This is a genomic window from Kribbella sp. NPDC058693 (assembly GCF_042715335.1).
GTDB classification, from domain to species: Bacteria; Actinomycetota; Actinomycetes; order Propionibacteriales; family Kribbellaceae; genus Kribbella; species Kribbella jiaozuonensis.
On sequence record NZ_JBHXSQ010000002.1, the window covers coordinates 1,686,149 to 1,705,238 of the forward strand.

At 69.0% G+C, this 19,090-nt stretch carries 21 protein-coding genes; 3 read left to right on the forward strand and 18 right to left on the reverse strand.

Annotation, left to right across the window (positions count from 1 at the left end):
* Position 1: 1 nt before the first annotated feature.
* The 8 genes from ACFWUU_RS17675 to ACFWUU_RS17710 form a co-directional block, all read right to left on the reverse strand.
* Positions 2-727, reverse strand: a complete 726-nt coding sequence (locus ACFWUU_RS17675) for an SDR family NAD(P)-dependent oxidoreductase (protein ID WP_380176808.1) — start codon at positions 725-727, stop codon at positions 2-4.
* On the reverse strand, positions 724-1,422 hold the full coding sequence (locus ACFWUU_RS17680) for a GntR family transcriptional regulator (RefSeq protein ID WP_137254753.1): 699 nt from the start codon (positions 1,420-1,422) through the stop codon (positions 724-726). Before ACFWUU_RS17680 ends, ACFWUU_RS17675 begins: the two co-directional genes overlap by 4 nt.
* On the reverse strand, positions 1,419-2,252 hold the full coding sequence (locus ACFWUU_RS17685) for a fumarylacetoacetate hydrolase family protein (RefSeq protein WP_380176810.1): 834 nt from the start codon (positions 2,250-2,252) through the stop codon (positions 1,419-1,421). Before ACFWUU_RS17685 ends, ACFWUU_RS17680 begins: the two co-directional genes overlap by 4 nt.
* 40 nt (positions 2,253-2,292) lie before the next feature.
* Positions 2,293-2,688: a RidA family protein gene (locus tag ACFWUU_RS17690; RefSeq protein WP_137254751.1), complete on the reverse strand. Its 396-nt coding sequence runs from the start codon at positions 2,686-2,688 to the stop codon at positions 2,293-2,295.
* Positions 2,688-3,776, reverse strand: coding sequence for an Ldh family oxidoreductase (locus tag ACFWUU_RS17695; RefSeq protein ID WP_380176812.1), 1,089 nt, complete (start codon positions 3,774-3,776; stop codon positions 2,688-2,690). Before ACFWUU_RS17695 ends, ACFWUU_RS17690 begins: the two co-directional genes overlap by 1 nt.
* Before the next feature lie 106 nt (positions 3,777-3,882).
* Positions 3,883-4,662: an ABC transporter permease gene (locus ACFWUU_RS17700; protein WP_380176814.1), complete on the reverse strand. Its 780-nt coding sequence runs from the start codon at positions 4,660-4,662 to the stop codon at positions 3,883-3,885.
* A complete protein-coding gene (locus ACFWUU_RS17705; protein ID WP_137254748.1) occupies positions 4,659-5,438 on the reverse strand; it encodes an ABC transporter ATP-binding protein in 780 nt (259 codons plus the stop codon). The genes ACFWUU_RS17700 and ACFWUU_RS17705 overlap by 4 nt, the downstream gene beginning before the upstream one ends.
* A 16-nt stretch (positions 5,439-5,454) precedes the next feature.
* The gene (locus ACFWUU_RS17710) at positions 5,455-6,474 is read right to left on the reverse strand and encodes an ABC transporter substrate-binding protein (RefSeq protein WP_137254747.1); all 1,020 of its coding nucleotides are present in this window, start codon (positions 6,472-6,474) and stop codon (positions 5,455-5,457) included.
* Positions 6,475-6,849: 375 nt separating this feature from the next.
* On the opposite strand from ACFWUU_RS17710, the gene ACFWUU_RS17715 reads away from it, so the two are divergent.
* Positions 6,850-8,124, forward strand: a complete 1,275-nt coding sequence (locus ACFWUU_RS17715; RefSeq protein WP_380176816.1) for a sensor histidine kinase — start codon at positions 6,850-6,852, stop codon at positions 8,122-8,124.
* A 1-nt stretch (position 8,125) separates the two neighbouring features.
* Complete coding sequence (locus tag ACFWUU_RS17720; RefSeq protein ID WP_137254746.1) at positions 8,126-8,776, forward strand: response regulator transcription factor; 651 nt, start codon at positions 8,126-8,128, stop codon at positions 8,774-8,776.
* Here ACFWUU_RS17720 and ACFWUU_RS17725 read toward each other — a convergent pair whose 3' ends face one another.
* Positions 8,777-9,325: a MarR family winged helix-turn-helix transcriptional regulator gene (locus tag ACFWUU_RS17725; RefSeq protein ID WP_380176818.1), complete on the reverse strand. Its 549-nt coding sequence runs from the start codon at positions 9,323-9,325 to the stop codon at positions 8,777-8,779.
* Positions 9,326-9,451: 126 nt separating this feature from the next.
* Here ACFWUU_RS17725 and ACFWUU_RS17730 point away from each other — a divergent pair, with 126 nt between their 5' ends.
* Positions 9,452-10,120 carry an FMN-dependent NADH-azoreductase gene (locus ACFWUU_RS17730; RefSeq protein ID WP_380176820.1) on the forward strand — a complete coding sequence of 223 codons (669 nt, stop codon included), beginning with the start codon at positions 9,452-9,454 and terminating at the stop codon, positions 10,118-10,120.
* A 42-nt stretch (positions 10,121-10,162) separates the two neighbouring features.
* On the opposite strand, the gene ACFWUU_RS17735 is transcribed toward ACFWUU_RS17730, so the two are convergent.
* The 9 genes from ACFWUU_RS17735 to ACFWUU_RS17775 all read right to left on the reverse strand — a co-directional run.
* Positions 10,163-11,005: a putative RNA methyltransferase gene (locus tag ACFWUU_RS17735; protein ID WP_380176822.1), complete on the reverse strand. Its 843-nt coding sequence runs from the start codon at positions 11,003-11,005 to the stop codon at positions 10,163-10,165.
* A gap of 5 nt (positions 11,006-11,010) precedes the next feature.
* A complete protein-coding gene (locus ACFWUU_RS17740) occupies positions 11,011-11,871 on the reverse strand; it encodes an ABC transporter permease (RefSeq protein WP_380176824.1) in 861 nt (286 codons plus the stop codon).
* Positions 11,858-12,793 carry an ABC transporter ATP-binding protein gene (locus ACFWUU_RS17745; protein ID WP_233714738.1) on the reverse strand — a complete coding sequence of 312 codons (936 nt, stop codon included), beginning with the start codon at positions 12,791-12,793 and terminating at the stop codon, positions 11,858-11,860. Before ACFWUU_RS17745 ends, ACFWUU_RS17740 begins: the two co-directional genes overlap by 14 nt.
* An 8-nt stretch (positions 12,794-12,801) precedes the next feature.
* Positions 12,802-13,920 carry an outer membrane lipoprotein carrier protein LolA gene (locus tag ACFWUU_RS17750; protein WP_380176826.1) on the reverse strand — a complete coding sequence of 373 codons (1,119 nt, stop codon included), beginning with the start codon at positions 13,918-13,920 and terminating at the stop codon, positions 12,802-12,804.
* A 144-nt stretch (positions 13,921-14,064) separates the two neighbouring features.
* Entirely contained in the window at positions 14,065-14,667 is a 603-nt protein-coding gene (locus ACFWUU_RS17755) for a hypothetical protein (protein ID WP_233714736.1), read from the reverse strand.
* The gene (bluB, locus tag ACFWUU_RS17760; RefSeq protein WP_380176828.1) at positions 14,664-16,019 is read right to left on the reverse strand and encodes a 5,6-dimethylbenzimidazole synthase; all 1,356 of its coding nucleotides are present in this window, start codon (positions 16,017-16,019) and stop codon (positions 14,664-14,666) included. The genes ACFWUU_RS17755 and bluB overlap by 4 nt, the downstream gene beginning before the upstream one ends.
* Entirely contained in the window at positions 16,016-17,383 is a 1,368-nt protein-coding gene (locus tag ACFWUU_RS17765) for a cobyrinate a,c-diamide synthase (protein ID WP_380176830.1), read from the reverse strand. The genes bluB and ACFWUU_RS17765 overlap by 4 nt, the downstream gene beginning before the upstream one ends.
* Complete coding sequence (cobO, locus tag ACFWUU_RS17770; protein ID WP_380176832.1) at positions 17,377-17,991, reverse strand: cob(I)yrinic acid a,c-diamide adenosyltransferase; 615 nt, start codon at positions 17,989-17,991, stop codon at positions 17,377-17,379. The genes ACFWUU_RS17765 and cobO overlap by 7 nt, the downstream gene beginning before the upstream one ends.
* Before the next feature lies 1 nt (position 17,992).
* On the reverse strand, positions 17,993-19,090 hold a 1,098-nt coding region (locus ACFWUU_RS17775; RefSeq protein WP_380176834.1), incomplete at its 5' end, for a VWA domain-containing protein.

The following is a 19,090-nucleotide window of genomic DNA, read 5'->3' on the forward strand; positions in this document are numbered from 1 at the left end:
TTCACTCCACAAACGTCGTGAGCTTGGCAAAGGCACGTTCCCGGGCCAGCACCGACCCGGTCATCGCGGCCGCGTCGGACAGCAGGAACAGCAACGGCCCGACCACGTCGTCGGGGTCGCCGATACCTATGGTGTCGTGCCAGTGATCCCGGTCCGCACCGCCGTTCGCACTACGGAACTGCTCGGTGTCGATCACGCCCGGCGCGACCACATTCACCCGGACCCGGTCGCGCGCCACCTCGACCGCCAGCGACTTCGCGAACGCCACCAGCGCCGCCTTGCTCGCCGCGTACGCCGACGCGCCCGCGTACCCGGTCGACGCCAGCCCCGACGTGAACACCACCACCGAACCGGACTGCCGCTCCACCATCTGCGGTACGACGGCCTGGCATGCCCAGACCACGCCGTCGAGGTTCACCTGCAGCGTGCGGGTCCACTCGGCCGCATCCATCTCCAGCACGGTCGACCGCGGCTGCACGGCCGCACCGGCGACCAGTCCGTCGATCCGCCCGTACCGCTCCAGTACGCCGGCAACCGCGGCCTGTACGGCGGACCGGTCCGCCACGTCGACCTCGACGTACTCGACACCATCGTCCGGCGGCTTGACGTCGAAGACGACCGCAGTACCACCAGCATCGTTGACCGCATGTGCCAGCGCCGCACCGATGCCGCGTGCGCCGCCGGTGATCACCACGACCTCACCGGTCGCGTCGAAGCTCGCCTTCATGACGTCTCCTTCTGCTTCGACGTCATCGTCTCGGTGATCCGCTGGAACGCGCCGGCCAGGTGGCTGCGCAACGCCAGCTCGGCCGCATCCGGATCCTGCGCGACGCACGCATCCAGGATCGCCTGGTGCTCCTGCCGGCTCTTCTCGATCAGGAACGCCGTCGGCCGGCTCCCGAACCGGTAGCGCTCGCTGTTCTGCCACACCGGCTCGATTGCTCGCGGCAACCACTGGGACCCGCTCGCGCGGTAGATCGCGAAGTGGAAGTCCGCATGGGCCTCACGGGCACCCGCCGAGTCCTCGGCCCGCGACAGTCGCAGGTGCTCGGCCAGGGCAGCCGCTGCCTTCGTCAGATCGTCCTCACTGAACCGGGCCGCAGCAGCCCGTACTGCGAGACTCTCCAATGCCAGCCGGGTCTCATGCGTGTCGCGCAGATCGGACAACGACAGGTCGCGGACCCACGCGCCGCGGTGCGGGATGATCTCGACCAGCCCGAGCGCCTCCAGCCGGCGGAGTCCTTCCCGCACCGGCATCTGGCTCATCTCGAGGCGACTGGCCAGCTCAACGAGGCGCAGCGGCGTACCGCTGGGCAGCTCGCCGGACAGGATCAGCTGGTGCAGCTCGGCGGCCGCGTGTTCGGCGAGGGTACGGCGTCCACCCTTGCCGCCACCTGGCAGCAGTTCCAGCGGGCCGCTCATGCGCGTGCCACCCTGTTGCGCAACTCGCCGAGCTTGTCGGAGCGGGTGACGACGACGTCGCCGTCCTGGAGGAACACCTGTGGCTCGCGGGCGTTGCCGATGCCGGCCGGCGTACCGGTCAGCAACAGGTCGCCCGGGCGCAGCGTCATACCGAACGAGAGCTCACTGATCAGCGTGGCCACGTCGAACGCCATCTGCCGCGTGGACGCGTCCTGGCGTACCTCGCCGTTCACCAGGCACTGCAGGTGGATGTCCTGCGGGTCGCCCACCTCGTCGGCGGTCACGATCCACGGTCCGAGCGGCATGGTGTCGTCGATGCTCTTGCCCTTCAACCACTGACCGCCGTGCGCACGCTGCAGGTCCCGCTGCGACACGTCGTTCGCCAGCGTGTAGCCCCAGACATGATCGAGTGCGTCGGCGACGGCGATGTTCTTGCCGGTCCTGCCGATCACCAGCGCGACCTCGGCCTCGTAGTCCCACTTGGCGGAGACAGCCGGGTCCCAGGCGATGTCGTCGTACGGACCGATCACCACGTCCGGGCCCTTGGTGAAGAACGTCGGGTGCTTCGGCCGGTCCACGTCCTGGCCCTCGCGCTTGCCCGTGCTCTCCTCGAAGTGGTCCCAGTAGTTCCACCCGGTGCACAGGATGTCCCGCCGGAATCGTCGCAGCGGTGCTCGCAGGATCCCCTCGTCATAAGGGATCTTGTCCACCACGTCGGCCGGTCCGGAGATCACCTCGGTCAGATCCGTTGCCGATAGCAACAGGATCGAGTCCCCGTCGAGTACGCCGGGCACCTCGCGCCCGGCGTACTCCACCGTCACGTACTTCATCTCAGGTCCACTCGACACCGCGCACGGAACTCACCCCCGGTCATGCGACCACTGCGATCGCGTTGATCTCGATCAGGTAATCGGGATGTGCGAGCTTGCTGACCTCGACCATCGTCGACGCCGGCAGCGGCTCGGTGAAGTACTGCGCCCGGATCTCGTGGATCTTGGCGAAGTCCTCCATGTTGCGCACGTACACATCCACCCGGCAGACGTCCGCGAGCGTGCCGCCGGCGGCCTCGACCGCCGCCTTCACGTTCTCGCACACCTGCCTGGTCTGTTCCCGGACGTCCCCGACCCCGGCGATACCGCCGTCCGGCTGCCGGGCGGTCATCCCGGAAACGAACACCAACCGCCCGGTCGCTTCGATCGTCGTGGCCTGCGAGAACACCCCGTTCGGGCTGCGCAGCGCCTCCGTCGACACCTGTGTCTTCCCCATCAGCTCAACACCCCTCCCGCCGGTACGACGGCACCGACCGCCCGCGCCGCCTCCAGCAGCCCGTCCAGTCCGGACCGCTCGATCAGCACACCGTGCCGGCGCTGGTACGCCGCACGCTCGGCCTCGATCTCACCCGGCAGATGCAACCGGTTCACGCCCGGAGCCGTCGCGCTCCCCCGGACCCGCGCCGCCAGCCCGGACGAGCGCAGGCGGAAACTCTCCACGCCGCCCATCAACTCCGGGTCGATCGCCAGGAACAGATGCGCGCAGTCGTTCGGCCGGTCCGGCTCGCGGTACAGCGGGCGGACCTGGTCGCCCCAGCCGCCGCCGCTCAGTACGCCGGTCAGTACGTCGATCATCAGCGCCAGCCCGAAGCCCTTGTGACCGGCGGCAGGCAGCAGCATGCCGAGCACGGCCTCCTCCGGGTCCGTGGTCGGCGTGCCCGAGGGATCGGTCGCCCAGGTCTCGGGGATCGGCCGCCCGGCCGAGGCGGCCAGCCGGATCTTGCCCAGGGCAACCGCCGACAACGCCATGTCGAGGACGATCTCCACGCCGGCCTTGGTCGGTACCGCGATCGCCAGCGGGTTGTTGCCGACGATCCGCTCGGCACCGCCCGGGGCCGGCATCAGCGGGGTGGTGTTCGACATCGCGATACCGATACACCCGGCCTGACCGGCTTGCATGGCCCAGCGGCTGGCCGCGCCGAAATGGTGTGCGTTGCGGATCGAGACCAGGCCGATACCGTACCGGCCGGCGCGCTCGATCGCGTGTCCCATCGCCTGTGGACTGGACAGCTGGCCCATCCCGCCGCGGGCGTCGGCGACCATCGCCGCGCCGGCGTCGAACAGGATGTCGAGCTCGCGCTCGCGGGTCACCCCGCCGGCGTTCAGGCGCTCGACGTACATCGGCACCAGCATCACGCCATGCGAACTGACGCCACGCAGATCAGCCTCGACCAGCGCAGCAGCGATCTTGTCGGCATCCTCCCGATCGAACCGGAGCGCCGTAAACACAGCCGAAACAGTGGCATGCAGCCAGTCCGGCCGGACCAGCACGCGTCTGTCCGCATCCGATGCTTGTGCGGTCATCGGGCCTCCCGGCCTGGACTGAGGAGCGAAGCGACCGGAGCGACGAGGGAAGGGCGGGAGTTACAGCCCGATGACCCGCCGCGCCGGAGGCGTGGCATCAGTAGAGTCACCGCTTCTCCTGGGCCCAGGGCAGCAGCAGGTGCTCGAGTAGCACCAAGCCGTAGAACAGGACGATGCTCATCACGCTCAGGAGCGTGATCGCGGCGAACGCCAGGGTGGTGTCGGCGCTCGCGCCGGACTGCTGGATCACGTAGCCGAGTCCCTTGGTGGCACCAACGAACTCGGAGATCACCGCGCCGATCACCGCCAGCGAGATCGCGACCTTGAACCCGGTGAAGATCTGCGGCATCGCGTACCGCAGCCGGAGCTTGAAGAACTCCTGCGCCCGGCTCGCGTTCAGCGACCGCATCAGCTCGACCAGCTCGGTCGGCGTCGACTTCATCCCCTGCGCGGTCGAGATCACGATCGGGAAGAAGCACATCAGCAGCACCATTACGACCTTCGGCCACTGACCGAAACCCATCCACACCACCAGCAGCGGGGCGATCGCGACCTTCGGGATCGAGTTCACCATCAGCAGCAGCGGGTACACCAGTCGCTCGAGGACGACCGAGCGGACGATCACCAGCGCGATCGGAACCCCGATCACGATCGCCAGCAGGAATCCCTCGATCGTTTCCAGCAGCGACGTACTGGTCTCCGACAGCAGGACGCCCGGCTGGTCGAAGAACTTGACCACCACCTCCCACGGCGTCGGCAGCAGGTACGACTCGATCGAGAACACGGCCGTCGCGCCCCACCACAGCGCGATCGTCGCCGCCAGCCCGATGATCGGGAGGATGATGGCCGCGGCCGGTGAACTGGTCAGCCAGGAACGCTTCTTCATCGCCGGTCCTCGCTGTCCTTCTCCGACAGCAGCCCGTGCAGCCGTGCGCTGATCGTCGCCACCTCGGTGACGTACGCGTTCTGGGCCAGGCTGCGCGGTCGCGGGATGTCGATGTCGACGACCTCCCGCATCCGGCCCGGCCGGGGCGTCAGGACAACGACCCGGTCGGCGAGTACGACGGCCTCCTCGATCGAGTGCGTGACGAACACGATCGTGGTGGCCAGCTCCATCTTGATCCGCTGCAGCTCCTCGGACAGCTCGGTCCGGGTGAGCGCGTCGAGCGCGGAGAACGGCTCGTCCATCAGCATCACCTGCGGGTCGCGGATCAGCGACCGGCACAGCGACACCCGCTGCTGCATACCGCCCGACAGCTCGTGCGGCAGCCGCCGTTCGAACCCCTGCAGACCGACCAGCTCGAGCAGCTGGTGAGCCCGGTCGCGGTACGCCGCCTTGCTGCGGTCACCGCCCTTGTCGATCTCGACCGGCAGCATCACGTTCGACAGCACCGAACGCCACGGCAGCAACGCCGGCCGCTGGAACATGAACGAAACGTCCCGGCGCGGTCCGGTGACGGGTTCATCCGCCACCTGGACCGAACCGGAGGTCGGCGGCAACAGTCCCGCGATCAGCCGGAGCAGAGTGGACTTGCCACATCCGGACCGGCCGATCAGCGTGACGAACTCACCGCCGCGGACGTGCAGGTCGATCTTCTCGAGGGCGGTCACCTGGCCCTCGCGTCCATCGAAGACCTGACCCACGCCGTCCAGGCGAATCATCAGTGGTCAGACACCCCTAGCTCTTCGGAGCCAGGCTCATCGTGACGACGTCGTCCGGGGTGACGGCACCCTTCTGGATCGCCTCGGACTGCTCCAGCAGCGAGATGATCGTCTTGACCCGGTTGACGTCGACATCGCCGAGCGGACCGTCGAAGTTCTTCGGCTTCGTGTAGTCCTTCATGATGTTCAACTCGGCGGTGGCGACGGCGAGATCGGTGTCGGGCACGTACTTCTTCAGGATCGCGGCAGACCCTTCCGGGTCGGTGACGGTGTCCTGCAGGCCCTTGAGCAGCGCGCCGGTGAACTTCTTCACCTGGTCCGGGTGGTCCTTGGCCAGGTCCGACCGGGTGATGATCGCGTTGCCGTACAGCTCCGGCAGTACGTCGCCGTAGGCCAGCGTGACGGGCTCGCGGTGGGTCGGGTCGGCCTTCTGGATCAGCGGCTTGCCGACCACGAACTGGCCGATGCCCTTGACCTTGCCGGAGGCAAGCAGTTTCGGCAGCGCCGGCGGCGGCGAGGGCAGGAACGTCACCGACTTCGGGTCGATGTGCACCGCCTTGGCGTAGACCGGGAACATCACCGTGTTGGTGGAGCCCGGCTGGTCGGCGATCGTCTGGCCGACCAGGTCCTGCGGCTTCTCGATGCCGTAGCCCTTGAGCGACATGATCGCGGCCAGCGACTTCTGGTGGACCATGCCGACCGTGGTGACCGGCAGCTTCTGCTTGCCGAGGGTGATCACGACCGCGGTGAAGTCGCCGATGCCGTAGTCGGCCTGACCGCCGGCCACCAGCTTCATCACGTCGACGGTGCCGGTGCCGGGGGTGATCTTGACGTCGAAGCCGGCGTCCTTGAAGTACCCCTTGTCCAGCGCGACGTACGCGTACGCCTCGCGTCCGAAGGTGTTGAACGACGTCAGGTAGTTGACCTTCTGCAGACCGGTGTCGGCCTGATTGCCTTTGTCGTCACCATTGCACGCACTGACCAGGGCGAGCCCCAGGACCGCCATCAGTGCGATGACGGAACGCCTCAACCTCATATCGACCTCTCTCGTCCCGATATTTGATCAAACATCAAATATGGAAGGGTGGTCAATCCGCCCGCGGGGTCTTCACGGTGACTTAACGTCCGCCGTGCCGGGTCCTCGCAGAGCATGCTGGCCACCCGTCCTGGAGCCGTTCCCCATACCTGTCCGTAGCCGAACGGGCACCCGCCCCGACCACAGACCGTACCTGCCTGAGCAGCAGATCGCGACGCCCCCGAGGGCACAACCGGGCTGCGCAGCGTCAAATTTGCGTAAACCCTCAACTTCTTGGTGAGGCATCCCACTTCCGGGGTGCGGGAACGCAGGGGTTTCCCTGCACTCACTCCGGGGAGGGAGGTGACACTCCCCCGGCTTTGACACGATGTGACCGTGAAAGCAGTCGCGCGCGCGATCGGGAGCCTGTGGCGTACGTCGACGTACCTGCGCTGGGTCTACCTGCTGCTCGGGTCGGCGCTCGTGCTGGCGTTCATCCTGGTCGACAGCGCGCTCGGCGCCGTGGTCGGCGACCTCGGCATGCCGAAAGTTGCCACCGGCATCATCTGGGTGCTGATGGGGCTGGTGCCCCCGGTCGTGCTCGGCCTGCTGCCCGCGGTCCGCGAGGTGGAGGGCATCGCGGTCGAGTCACTGCTCGCGGTGCGGTTCGACGAGCGGCCGCTCGGTCCGGCGCGGACCTGGCCGCAGCGCCGGCGGACCGCGGCCTGGTTCTGCCTCCATCTCGTCGCGGGCGGGGTCGTCGGGATCCTCAGCACGATCGTGTTCGGCGTCGGCGCGATCTGGCTGGCCGCACCGTTCCGGTCGGCCGGAACGCGCGACATCGTGCCCGGCTGGTCGTACGACATCCACGGCAACTGGACCGACCTCTGGATGCCCGCAGCCGCGATCGGCGGTCTCGCCGGACTGTTCCTGCTGTCGGCTGCGGTCGGCGCACTGCTGGCGTACCTCGCGCCGCGCGTCCTCGGACCGACAGCAGCGGAACGGATCGAGCTGCTCGAGCAGCAGACCGCAACGCTTGCCGAGCGCAACCGTCTTGCCCGGGAACTGCACGACAGCGTCGGGCACGCACTCAGCCTGGTCACCATCCAGGCCGCAGCGGCGCGGCGGGTACTTGCCAGCGACCCGGACTTCGCCGAGAACGCACTGGCCGCGATGGAGACGTCGGCCCGGGCGGCGCTCGCGGATCTCGACCACGTGCTCGGCCTGCTCCGCGACGACCGTCGCCCGGGCTCGCGGACCACACCGCAGGCCACCCTCGGCGGTCTGGACCGTCTGGTCGAGGCCACCCGGGCAGGCGGCATCACGATCGAGGTCGATCGGTCCGGCGACCTGGACCAGCTGCCGGCGGCGGTCTCCCGGGAGGCATACCGAATCGTCCAGGAAGGTCTGACCAACGCGATCCGGCACGCCGGACGTCCGGCCGGTGAGCTGGCCGTGGACCTGTCGATCCGGCTCGACACGTCCGGCCTGCGGCTGGCGGTCACCAATCCGGTCAGCGGCAAGTCGGATCACTCCGGCGGCGGCCGCGGCCTGGCCGGGATCCGTGAAAGAGTCGCCGTACTGCGTGGCACGGTCGATGCCGGCCCGGTCGCGGAGGGCGAGGCCTGGCGCTTGGCGGTCCGGCTGCCGGTGAGCATGACGAAGGGATGACATGAACCTGTCGGTGGTCGTGGTCGACGACGAGCCGCTGATCCGGAGCGGGCTGCGGGCGATCATCAACGCCGAGCCCGACCTCACGGTGGTCGGTGAGGCCGGAGACGGCGCGGAGGTGCTGCCGGTCGTTCGTCGTACCGGCGCCGACGTTGTACTGATGGATGTCCGGATGCCCGCGGTGGACGGCATCCAGGCGACCCGGTTGCTGCTGGAGAACCTCGACCCGGCGCCGCGCGTGCTGGTCGTCACCACGTTCGAGAACGACGACTACGTGTACGACGCATTGCGGGCCGGCGCGTCCGGGTTCTTGCTGAAGCGGACGCCGCCGGACGACATCATCGCGGCGATCCGGACCGTCGCGCGGAGTGAGTCGCTGCTGTTCCCGGAGGCGATCCGGGCGTTGGCGCTCGCCCACGTCGGCCCGCAGACGCCGAGCGGTTTGGACGAGTACCAACTGACCGAGCGGGAGCAGGAGGTGCTCCGGTTGATGGCGCGCGGTCTGTCGAACGCCGAGATCGCCGAAGAGCTGATCCTCGGCCTGCAGACGGTCAAGACGCACGTCGCCAACGTGCTGTCCAAGCTCAACGCACGGGACCGCACCCAGGCGGTCATCCGCGCCTACGAGTCAGGCTTCGTACCGCTGCACTAGCTAGGTGCTGGCGGGGTCGTCCGCCTCGGCCAGGGTGCACGCGTTGTGCAGCGGGTCGACGGCGTTGGCCTTCATCGCCACGCGCTGCAGGAGCATCCGGAAGCTGGCGCGCTCCGACTCGTCGAGGATGCCGAGCACCTCCTCCTCGGTGCTGCGCAGGCGGCGCTCCAGGTCGCACAGAGCCTCGTGGCCCTCGTCGGTCGGCGCGATGAGCCGGGCCCGACGATCCGCGGGGTCGGGCCGCCGTTGCACGAGGCCCGCCTTCTCCAGGTCGTCGAGCAGGTAGGTCATCACGGTCCGGTCGACGCCGAGCTGGGCGGCCAGGTCGAGCTGCCGCTTCGGGCCTTCGGAGCTGGTCGTCGCAAGCACCTGGTAGCCGCGCGGGCCGCCTGGCAGGCCCTCGAGCGCCGCGGCGGACGCCTTCGCGTACCGCCGGAACACGACACCCAGCGCCCAGCCGAGGTCGGCTTCCACCGGCGCACCACTGGCGACCGGCGGCTCGACCCCACGGGCGACCCGGGTCGCGACCTCAGGCGAAGTACTGGACATGCCTCCATCGTACGTGGTGTACGCCACTCGGAATACGATCTGACTTGAATATGTTCTGCTTCACAGATTATCTTCGAAGCAGCTCAACATGAGCACGCCCCCCTCAACTCGATGGAGACAGAACCTATGAGCACCCTGCTACGCATCGACGCCAGCATCCGGCTGGACGGTTCGGTGTCCCGTGCGCTGGCCGACAGCGCCGAGGCCGCCTGGAAGGCCGAGCACCCGGACGGTGTCGTGGTACGGCGGGACCTCGGACAGCACCCGCTGCCGTCGACCGTGTGGCCGACGCTGGCCGCCGCCCAGGTGGGTCAGGAGCCGGTCGCCGATTCCGACCGGATGCCGCTCGCCGAGGCCCGGGCGATCGCCGCCGACCTGGCGGCCGAGGCCCGGAACGCCGACGCGATCCTGCTCGCCGTACCGCTCTACAACTACGGCATCGCCCAGAACGTGAAGACCTGGATCGACCTGCTTCTCATGGACCGGGACCTCGCCTTCGGCTCCCGTCCGCTGGCCGGCCGGCCCGCGATCTTCGCCATCGCCCGTGGCGGCGGCTACGCCCCGGGTACGCCGAAGCACGGCTGGGACCACGCCACGCCGTACCTCGAGCGGGTCTTCGCCGACCTGTTCGGGATGAACATCCGCACCGCCGCCGCCGAGCTCACCCTGGCCCCGGTCACCCCGGGCATGGAGGAGCTGATCGACGCCTCCAAGGTCTCCGAGTCCGAGGCCCACGTGGAAGCCGAGAACCACGGCACGGTGGTCGCCCGCGAACTGATCGGCCACGCGGCCTGACCTGTTGCTGATCCGGTCAGTGGTGCCGAGCTCGAGCCGGCATCACGATGACCGATAGCGTGGCTGCCACACCGACAGCGTGACCGCCAAGGTCACCATCACAGGCTCCGGGAGTACTGCGATCCGTTGCAGGAGCTCGCGATAGTTCACGTGCCGCGCGCTCGGCGTCATCAGCACCAACTGCTCAACGGCCGTCCGGTCGAGCCGCATCGTCTCCTCGACCGCCTCGCTGCCGATCCGGACGAACTCCCCCGACAGCGACTCCTGCAGCCGTCGGTCCTTCTCCACGTCCACACTGACCAGTCCGAGTACGTCGACCAGCTCGGCGAGATGCTGCTGGTTCGGTGTGACCACGAGCAGGCGACCGGTAGGTGCGAGGACCCGGGCCATCTCGGCGGCGTTGCGCGGGGCGAACACGTTCAGCATCAGTTGCGCCGATCCGTCGAGCAGCGGCAGCTCCTGCCACGCGTCACACACGACGGAGGCGATCCGCGGATCTACCTTCGCCACCCGGCGGGCGGCGAACTTCGACACGTCCAGGGCGATTCCGCGTCGTTGCGGAGCCAGCCCGAGGACGCCTGCCAGGTAGTAGCCGGTGCCGGCGCCGACCTCCACGACCAGGTCGTCGGGCCCGAGTTCGGTGGCGATGATCAGCGCGTCCCGGATCGCCGCGTAGTGGCCGCCGCCGAGGAAGACCGTCCGGGCGCCGACCATCTCCACCGAGTCGCCCTCGATCCCGTTAGATGCCTTAGGCAACAGATTCAGGTAGCCCTGTTTGGCCAGGTCGTACGCGTGCCCGCGCGGGCACCGCGCCGTACGACCGTCCAGCGCCAACCCGTCGGCACAGACCGGGCAGCGCAGGGCGGCGACGAGATCGGCTCTCACGCAGCCTAGGTTATGTCGCGGCTCGTAATGCGAGCCCAGGCAGCGGTGTAGAACACGGCGACATACCCGGCCTGCAGGAGCAGGTTGCGGCCGATGTCGTGCCAGTACGGCGGGTCGCGGAGCACGTCGGCGAACGACTGCCAGCGATACATCAGCAACCACGGGTGGATCGCGTGCAGCTGCGGGATCGCGGTCATGATGCCGAGCACGATGAACGCGCCGAACGTCGCGGCCATCGCCGCCAGCGGGGTCGACGTCAGCGACGAGACGAACAGGCCGATGGCGGCCAGCCCGAGCAGCGACAGCGAGATCACCAGCGCGATCGCGAGCGCCCGGAGCAGGCCTTCGCCGAGCGAGACGGTCGAGCCGGAGAGCAGGAGTACGTCGCCGACCGGGAACAGGATGAAGCCGACGATCAGGCCGGAGACCCAGATCGTCATCGTCGCGACCAGGCAGAAGACCGTGAGCGCGACCATCTTGGCCGCGAGCAACCGGGACCGGCCGGCGGGTGCGGTGAGCAGGTTGCGCAGGGTCCCGAGGCTGGCCTCACCGGCCAGCGACTCCCCCGAGATGACGGTCACCGCGGTCGGCAGGAAGAACGGCAGCGACAGGCCGAGGCTGGCCACGATCAGGAACAGTCCGTTGCCTGCGACCTGGCCGATGAACCCTTCGGCGTCACCTCCGGAGCCGCTGAGCTTGATCGCGATCCCGATCAGCAGCGGGACGGCGGCGAGTACGCCGAGGCCGACCTGCGTGCGAGCGCGGCCGAAGACGAGGCGCAGCTCCGAGATGAACAGCGCCAACGTATGCCGTCCGGCACTTGGCCTGGTGACCACGACATCCGCGGTCGCTTCACTCGGCGACATCGAAACCCTCCCCGGTGAGCGCCACGAAAGCGTCTTCGAGACTCGGGCGTTCGATGCCAAAGCCGTGGATGCGGACGTCAGCTGCGACCAGGGCCGCGGCGAACTTCTCGATGGGTAGCTCCCCGGGATCGCCCTCGACGGTCTCGGGCGTCGTCTTCAGCTCGGTGACCCCGAGACTTTGCAGCGTTTCGGCCGCGGCTCCGAGGTCCGGCGTACGGACGACCAGCCGTGGGCGGAGCTCGGCGCGGAGATCCGCCACCGTGGACTGCCGTAGCAGCTTGCCGCGGCTCATGATCGCGGCGTGCGTGCAGACCTGCTCGACCTCGGCGAGCAGGTGGGTCGAGGTGAAGACCGTCGTACCGTCGCTGGCCAGGTCGCGGATCAGGTGGCGGACCTCGCGGGTGCCCTGCGGGTCGAGGCCGTTGGTCGGCTCGTCCAGCACGAGCAGCTCGCGCCGTTGCATCAGCGCGACCGCAATCGCGAGCCGCTGGCGCATGCCCAGCGAGTACGCGCGGACCTTCTTGCCGGCTGCGTTCGAGAGACCGACCCGCTCCAGCGCCTCCCCGGCGCGGGCCTTGCGGGTCTTCGGGTCGGCGGTGCGGTCGGCGGCGTCGAAGCGCAGCAGGTTCGCCTGGCCGGTCCAGAACGGGTAGAACGCCGGTCCTTCGACCAGCGCTCCGACCCGCGGGAGGACCCGCAGGTGTGCCTTCGGCATCGGTTCGCCGAGCAGCTCGACCTCGCCGGACGTCGGCGCGATCAGGCCGAGCAGCATCCGGATCGTCGTCGTCTTCCCCGACCCGTTCGGGCCGAGGAAGCCGTACACGCTCCCGGCCGGTACTTCGAGGTCGACCGCGTCCACCGCCACCTGCCCGCCGTGGAAACGCTTGGTCAGCCCGCGGGTGACGACCGGAGCGCTCGCCATGTCGCTGTTCAGCGGGGGGCCTTCGCTGCGGCGGCCTGCAGGGTGTCCGGGGTGACCAGGCCGACGAAGACCCGGCCGTCGTCGGTGATCAGCGCGCTCACCATCTTGGTGGTCAACACCTTGCCCTTACCCCACGAGCCCTGCACCGTCGGCGCCTTCGCCAGCAGTTGGCCGAGCGGACCGGATGCCGGGTTCGCTGCCAGGCCGGCGGCGTTGGCTCCGCGGATCATCGCGACGCTGTCCCAGCCGGTGCCGATCACGGTCGGCTTGTCGGCCTGCGCCGTACCGGGCTTGACCGGCTTGACCGGCTTCGGCGGAACGCTCTTCGGCCGCTCACGGTTGGCCGGCACCTTCTGGTCGGTGACCTTCACGCCCTTCGGCGGGGTGAAGGTGAAGGAACTCGCCGACGGTACGTCGAACGACACCGAGGTGAAGCCCAGCTCGACCGCCGGGTCGTTGCCGGTCCGCGGCATCACGGTCACGTCCAGCGGGACCCAGGTCTTGGAGTCGATCGCCAGGGTCACCGAACCGACGGTCGTCTTGTCGGTCTTCGGGACCAGGCGCAGCTTGTAGGCGTCGCGGCCGGCGACCTTCTCGGTGCCGCTGACCTGGACCTTGGTGGTCGGGTCGATCGCATCGAGGAACTGCTTGGCGACCGCCTGCGGGTCGTACGACTCCGGCAGGGTCTTTTCGGGCTTGGCCGTCTTGTGCGCCGGCAGCGTCAGCTTCGTGGCCTCACGCTTGGACGAGTCGTAGGCCCACGCCGACGTACCGTCCGTGGTCCAGAGCTGCTCGGCCTGGTTGTCGATCAGGGAGACCTTGGCCTTGTCCGGGCTCGCGAACGCGACTCGCGCGGTGTGCTGCCCGCTCAGCAGGTCGGTGAGCTCGCGGCTGCCGGGCGCCATACCGGGGATCGCCGGCAGGCCGAGGTCCGCGTTCGAGCGCACGGTGCCGCTCAGACCGTCCACCTTCGCGGTCTGCACCTTCGCGAGCAGGTCCTGCGCGGAGATGCTCGGCAGCTTCGGCGAGGCATCCGCGACCACCGGCCCGAGTGTCCCCACCCCTGCCACTACCGCGACTGCTGCGATCGGAACCGTCCACCGTCGACTGCGCTGCGCTACGCCCATGGATACAGCCTCGCACCCGGCGGAGGCTGAACCAAGTGTTGTCAGGGTAGGTTCACCCGAAAGAGTGAGACCGGCGTACGACCCAGGTCGTACGCCGACCCTCAGGCGGGACTCAGACGGGCCCCGATCGCGCTCAGGTGGGGCTCAGCGGGACTGCAGCGCGTCCAGCGCGACCGTCATCGCGGCCGCGACGCGGAAGTCCAGGCGCTGGTCCTGGACGGTGATCCGGTAGCGGTCCCGGACCGAGAGCCTCCGCTCCACCGACAGCACCGGCTGACCGGAGCCCGCCTCGGTGAAGTCGAAGTGGAAGATGAACGGCAGCGGGATCTCGCCGACGAACGGGACGAACTCCCAGACCCGGCGGACGATCGCGATCGTCGGGTTCCGCTCGGTACCGCTCGCGTCCACGCCCGGCGCGCTGAGCTGCCAGCTGGACCGGAGCAGGCTCTTGCCGAACTCCTTCTTGAACCAGCCGATCGTCTGCCCGTTCGCGTCGAAGACGTCGTACCCCGAACCGAGGTCGATCGTCTTGCGCGCCTTGAACGAGAACACCGGCCGGGTCTTGGTGTCGTCGGTGTAGAACGTCACCTGCTCCTTGAACGCCATCCGCTTCTGCTGCGCGAACGCGAGCAGCGCCCCGTCACTCCCGTCCGGGTTGGTGGCGATCAGCTCGTACTTGTTCGCCATCATCGTGATCCGCTGCTTCATCGAGAACGCGGGAACGTACATGGGCGGTTGGTCTGTCATGCACGGGAGTGTGTCAGACCACAGGCCGACGCACCGACTTCCAGCCCGCGGGCGAGCGCGGTCGCTTCTTCTGACGGGTCTGCGAGCTGTACGACGAGTTGGCCGACACCCTGCAGGGCCAGGTCGCGAGCGATTTCGACACCGAACTCGACGGCCTCGGCCGGCGTCCGCGCGGGTCGCCAGAGGACACCGAAGTCGGCTTGCGGTTTGGTCGGCGTGAGATCGATGACCAGCGCATCTGCCTGCTGGAGGTCTGCTTTGTCGCCGCCAACGATCAGACGTACGCGCTGGCCGACTGCCTGTACTGCGTTGTGCCCGGCCTGGATCGCGTCCTCGACGATCGAGGCCTCGCGTCGGCCCCACTCCTCGTGGTGGATCGCCCACTCGAGCGGCCTACGCTTCGCCCAGCCTGAGCGCACCAGCTCCGGTGCGGCGGCGAACTCCTCGACGTACCCGACGCAGAGATAACCGACGAGCTCGATGTGTGCGGGCAGGTCGAGGACGTCTGCGACTTCGGCCGGTTCGAAGAACGAGACCCAGCCGACGCCGAGCCCTTCGGCTCGTGCGGCCAGCCAGAGGTTCTGGATCGCGATCGCGGCGGAGAACCACGTGGTCCGTGGATCCGCGTGCCGGCCGAGTACGTGCCGTCCGCCGCGGCCGGGGTCGCAGATCACCGCGATGTTCACCGGGGTGTCGAGGATCGCCTCGATCTTCAGTCCGTCGAACTTCGCGCGGCGGTCGTCCGGCAGCGATGCGGCGAACGCGTCCCGCTGCGCGGTGGCGAGATCGTGCACCTTCCGCCTGGTTGCGAGGTCCCGGATGACCAGGAAGTCCCATGGCTGGCTCAATCCGACGCTTGGGGCTCGATGCGCTGATTCCAGGACTCTGGTGAGGAGGTCGTTGTCGATGGGGAGGTTGAGGAAACCTCGTCGTACGTCGCGGCGCTCGGCGATCACGCGGTGTACGACCTCGCGATCCGCTGGCTGGTAGGCGGGTGCGGGGAGACGGCCGACGGCAACGGTCGCGTTGGCTGAGCGGCGTTTGGGGAGGATGAGTTGGGCGCCGGCGGCCAGGACGGCGGCTTCGGCGACGCTCGGCGTACCTGTGAACCGCTCGACGTGCTCGCTCGGGTTGGGCGGTGTTTGCTCGGCCAGCTCGTTGGGCGGGATCGCTCGGAGCTCGGCATTCAGGTCGTCGGCGAGACGGTGCAGCGCTGGCTCGGCTTCTTTGCTTGTGACGGTGACGATGAGTTGCACGTCGCCCGGGGCTTCCTTCAGCGCGCTGTCCACGAGGGCGCTGAGTTCGGCGTACGGCGTGTTTGCTCGGAGGCCGACTCCTACGACGAGGTTCATCGCTGGTGTGCGCGGGCTGCGGCGACCAGGCGGGCTGGTACGTCGGGGGTGGCGGTCCAGTGCAGGTGCAGGTACGACGCGTGCACGTGCGGGAGCGTGATGCCTTCGACGCCGGCGGGGAGGTGCCAGGCGGGGCGTACGTCGGCGTCGAGGTCGATCGCGGTGCGGTGGAACTCGTGACCGCGCACGCGGCGTCCTTCGTCAAAGAAGTCGGTGCTGGTCGCGGCGACCGCCGTCCGATACCCGAGGGTGAGGCGACTCGTCATCCGCCCGGTCGCGGGCAGCACGCCCGTCATCGGATGCCCGTCGAGCTCACGACACAGATAAAGCAGCCCCGCACACTCAGCAACCACCGGCAACCCGGCCAACGCCTGAGCGGCGACCTGCTCCCTCAACTTGCCGTTCGCCGACAGCGCTTCCGCATGCAGCTCCGGGAAGCCGCCGCCGAGGTAAAGCGCAGCAGTTGCCTCCGGCAACGTGTCGGCCAGCGGGTCGAAGGTCACAACGTCGGCGCCCGCGGCGTCGAGCAGCTCCGTCGTCTCCGTGTACCGGAACGAGAACACCGGACCGCCCGCAACCGCAACCACCGGGCGATACCCCAGGACGGTGGTGGATGCCGGTGCGAGGCTGGTGAGTTCCTCGGTGGGATCCCACGGGGTGGTGGTGTGGTGAGGGGCTGCTTTGGCTGCGGCTACGAAGGCTTGGAGGTCTACGCCTTGGTGGACGAGTTCGGCGGCTGCTTCTACTGCGTCTTCCGCCTGTTCGCGTTGTTCTGTGGCGGGGATGAGGCCGAGGTGGCGGCTGGGGACGGTTAGGCGGGGGTCGCGGCGGAGGACGCCGAGGACGGGGACGCCGGTGGGCGCGATGCCTGCGCGTACTTCGGTCTCGTGCCGGTCGGAGCCAACCTTGTTGAGGATCACCCCGACGATCCGTACTTCGGTGTCGAAGGCAACGAAACCCTGGACGACAGCGCCAACGCTCCGGCCCGCGGCGGACGCATCCACCACGAGCACCACGGGTGCCTTCAGCAACTTCGCGACATGCGCCGTGGACGAGAACCCTTCCGTCCCGAGCGCGCCGTCGTACAGGCCCATCACGCCTTCGACCACCGCGATATCCGCACCCACGGACCCATGCGCAAACAGGGGTCCGACGCGTTCCTCCCCCGACAACATCGGGTCGAGGTTGCGCCCCCGGCGCCCGGTCGCGACCGCGTGGAACCCAGGGTCGATGTAGTCCGGCCCGACCTTGAACCCGGCAACAACGTGCCCGGCCCGCCGCAGCGCCGCCATCAGGCCGACTGCGACCGTCGTCTTCCCCGCGCCGGACGACGGCGCCGCGACCACGACCCGCGGGATCACCACTCGATGCCCTTCTGACCCTTCTGGCCGGCGTCCATCGGATGCTTCAGCTTGGTCATCTCGGTGGCGAGGTCCGCGGCCTCGATGAGCTTGGGATTCGCATCACGGCCGGTGATCACTACGTACTGATGACCGGGGCGGTTGACGAGCGTGTCGACCACCTCGTCCATGTCGACCCAGCCCCACTTCATCGGGTAGGTGAACTCGTCCAGGACGTACAGGTCATGCGTCTCGGCGGCGAGCCGGCGCTGGATCTCACGCCAGCCCTCGAGCGCGTCGGCGGCGTGGTCCTCCTCGGTGCCGGCCTTGCGCGACCAACTCCAGCCCTCGCCCATCTTGTGCCATTCGACCGGGCCGCCCTGACCAGTTGCCTCATGCAACTCACCGAGCGCCTTGAACGCGCCCTCCTCGCCGACCTTCCATTTCGCGCTCTTCACGAACTGGAAGACTCCGATGTTCCAGCCGTGGTTCCAGGCGCGCAACGCCATCCCGAACGCGGCGGTCGACTTCCCCTTCATCTCGCCGGTATGCACCATCAGCAGCGGACGGTTGCGACGCTGGCGCGTGGTCAGGCCGTCCTCGGGTACGGCGACCGGTTGCCCCTTCGGCATGTCAGGCCACCTTCCGCTCGGTCACCGTGCGGACAAGGTTGCCAGCAGCAACGTCTCCGAGATCGAGGTACTCGGCGCCGAGGTCGGCCGCGAGCTCCGCCGCCAGGCCGAGGCGGACGCCGCGGCGCGGTTCGCAGTCCACGACCACGGTCGCGATCCCGCGCTCGGCCAGCCATCCGGCGGATTGACGTGCCCGGGCGAATGCGTTGTCGCCATGGGTGGCGCGGCCGTCGGTGACGAGTACGAGGAGCGGGCGGCGGCGCGGGTCCCGGATCGCGGCGATCCGCAGTACCTCTGCTGCTTGGAGGAGTCCTTCGGCGAGCGGGGTGCGTCCGCCGGTCGGGAGGGATTCGAGCCGTCGTACGGCGGTCTCCACACTGCCCGTCGGCGGGAGCGCGACCGTGGCGGTGGCGCCGGCGAACGTGACCAGGCCGACGGTGTCGCGCCGCTGGTACGCGTCGAGCAGGAGCGAGACGATCGCCGTCTTCACCTCACCCATCCGCTTCTTCGTCCCCATCGAGCCGGACGCGTCGACGGCGAACAGCACGAGATTCCCCTCGCGCCCTTCCCGTACGGCGAGCCGCACGTCGGCCGGCCGCACGACGAGCCCCGGCCCGCTCCGCCCCCGAACCTGCTGATGCGGCGCCGCAGACCGAAGCGTGGCGAGCAGATGCGGCCGCCCCGACTCCCGCCCGACCCGAGCCCGCTCCCCCACCACCCGCCCCACCTCAGTAATAGCCCGAGACCTCCGCCCCGCAACCCCAGCCCCCGCCCCCTGCACACTCAAAAGCCGAGCCTTGTAAGGCGCGGAGCTACCGACAACCTCTCCAACCGGCGCCGCCCCGGCGCGCGCCTGGTCCTCCGAGGCCGAGCCGTCCTGTGCCGAGTCGTCGGGCGCGGACCGGTCCCGCCCGAGGTCGGCCTCCGCCGACTCGCCCTGCACCGAGTCGCTCTGCGGCGAGTCGGCAGGCGTCCGGTCAGCCGGCTGCGCCGGGTCCGGTTCGCCCGCTCGCGACTCATCGGCTCCAGCGTCCTCCCCCGACGACGACTCGCCCGGCCCGCCAGGGCCGGGCGAGTCGTCGTGGGGATCAGTCGGCGG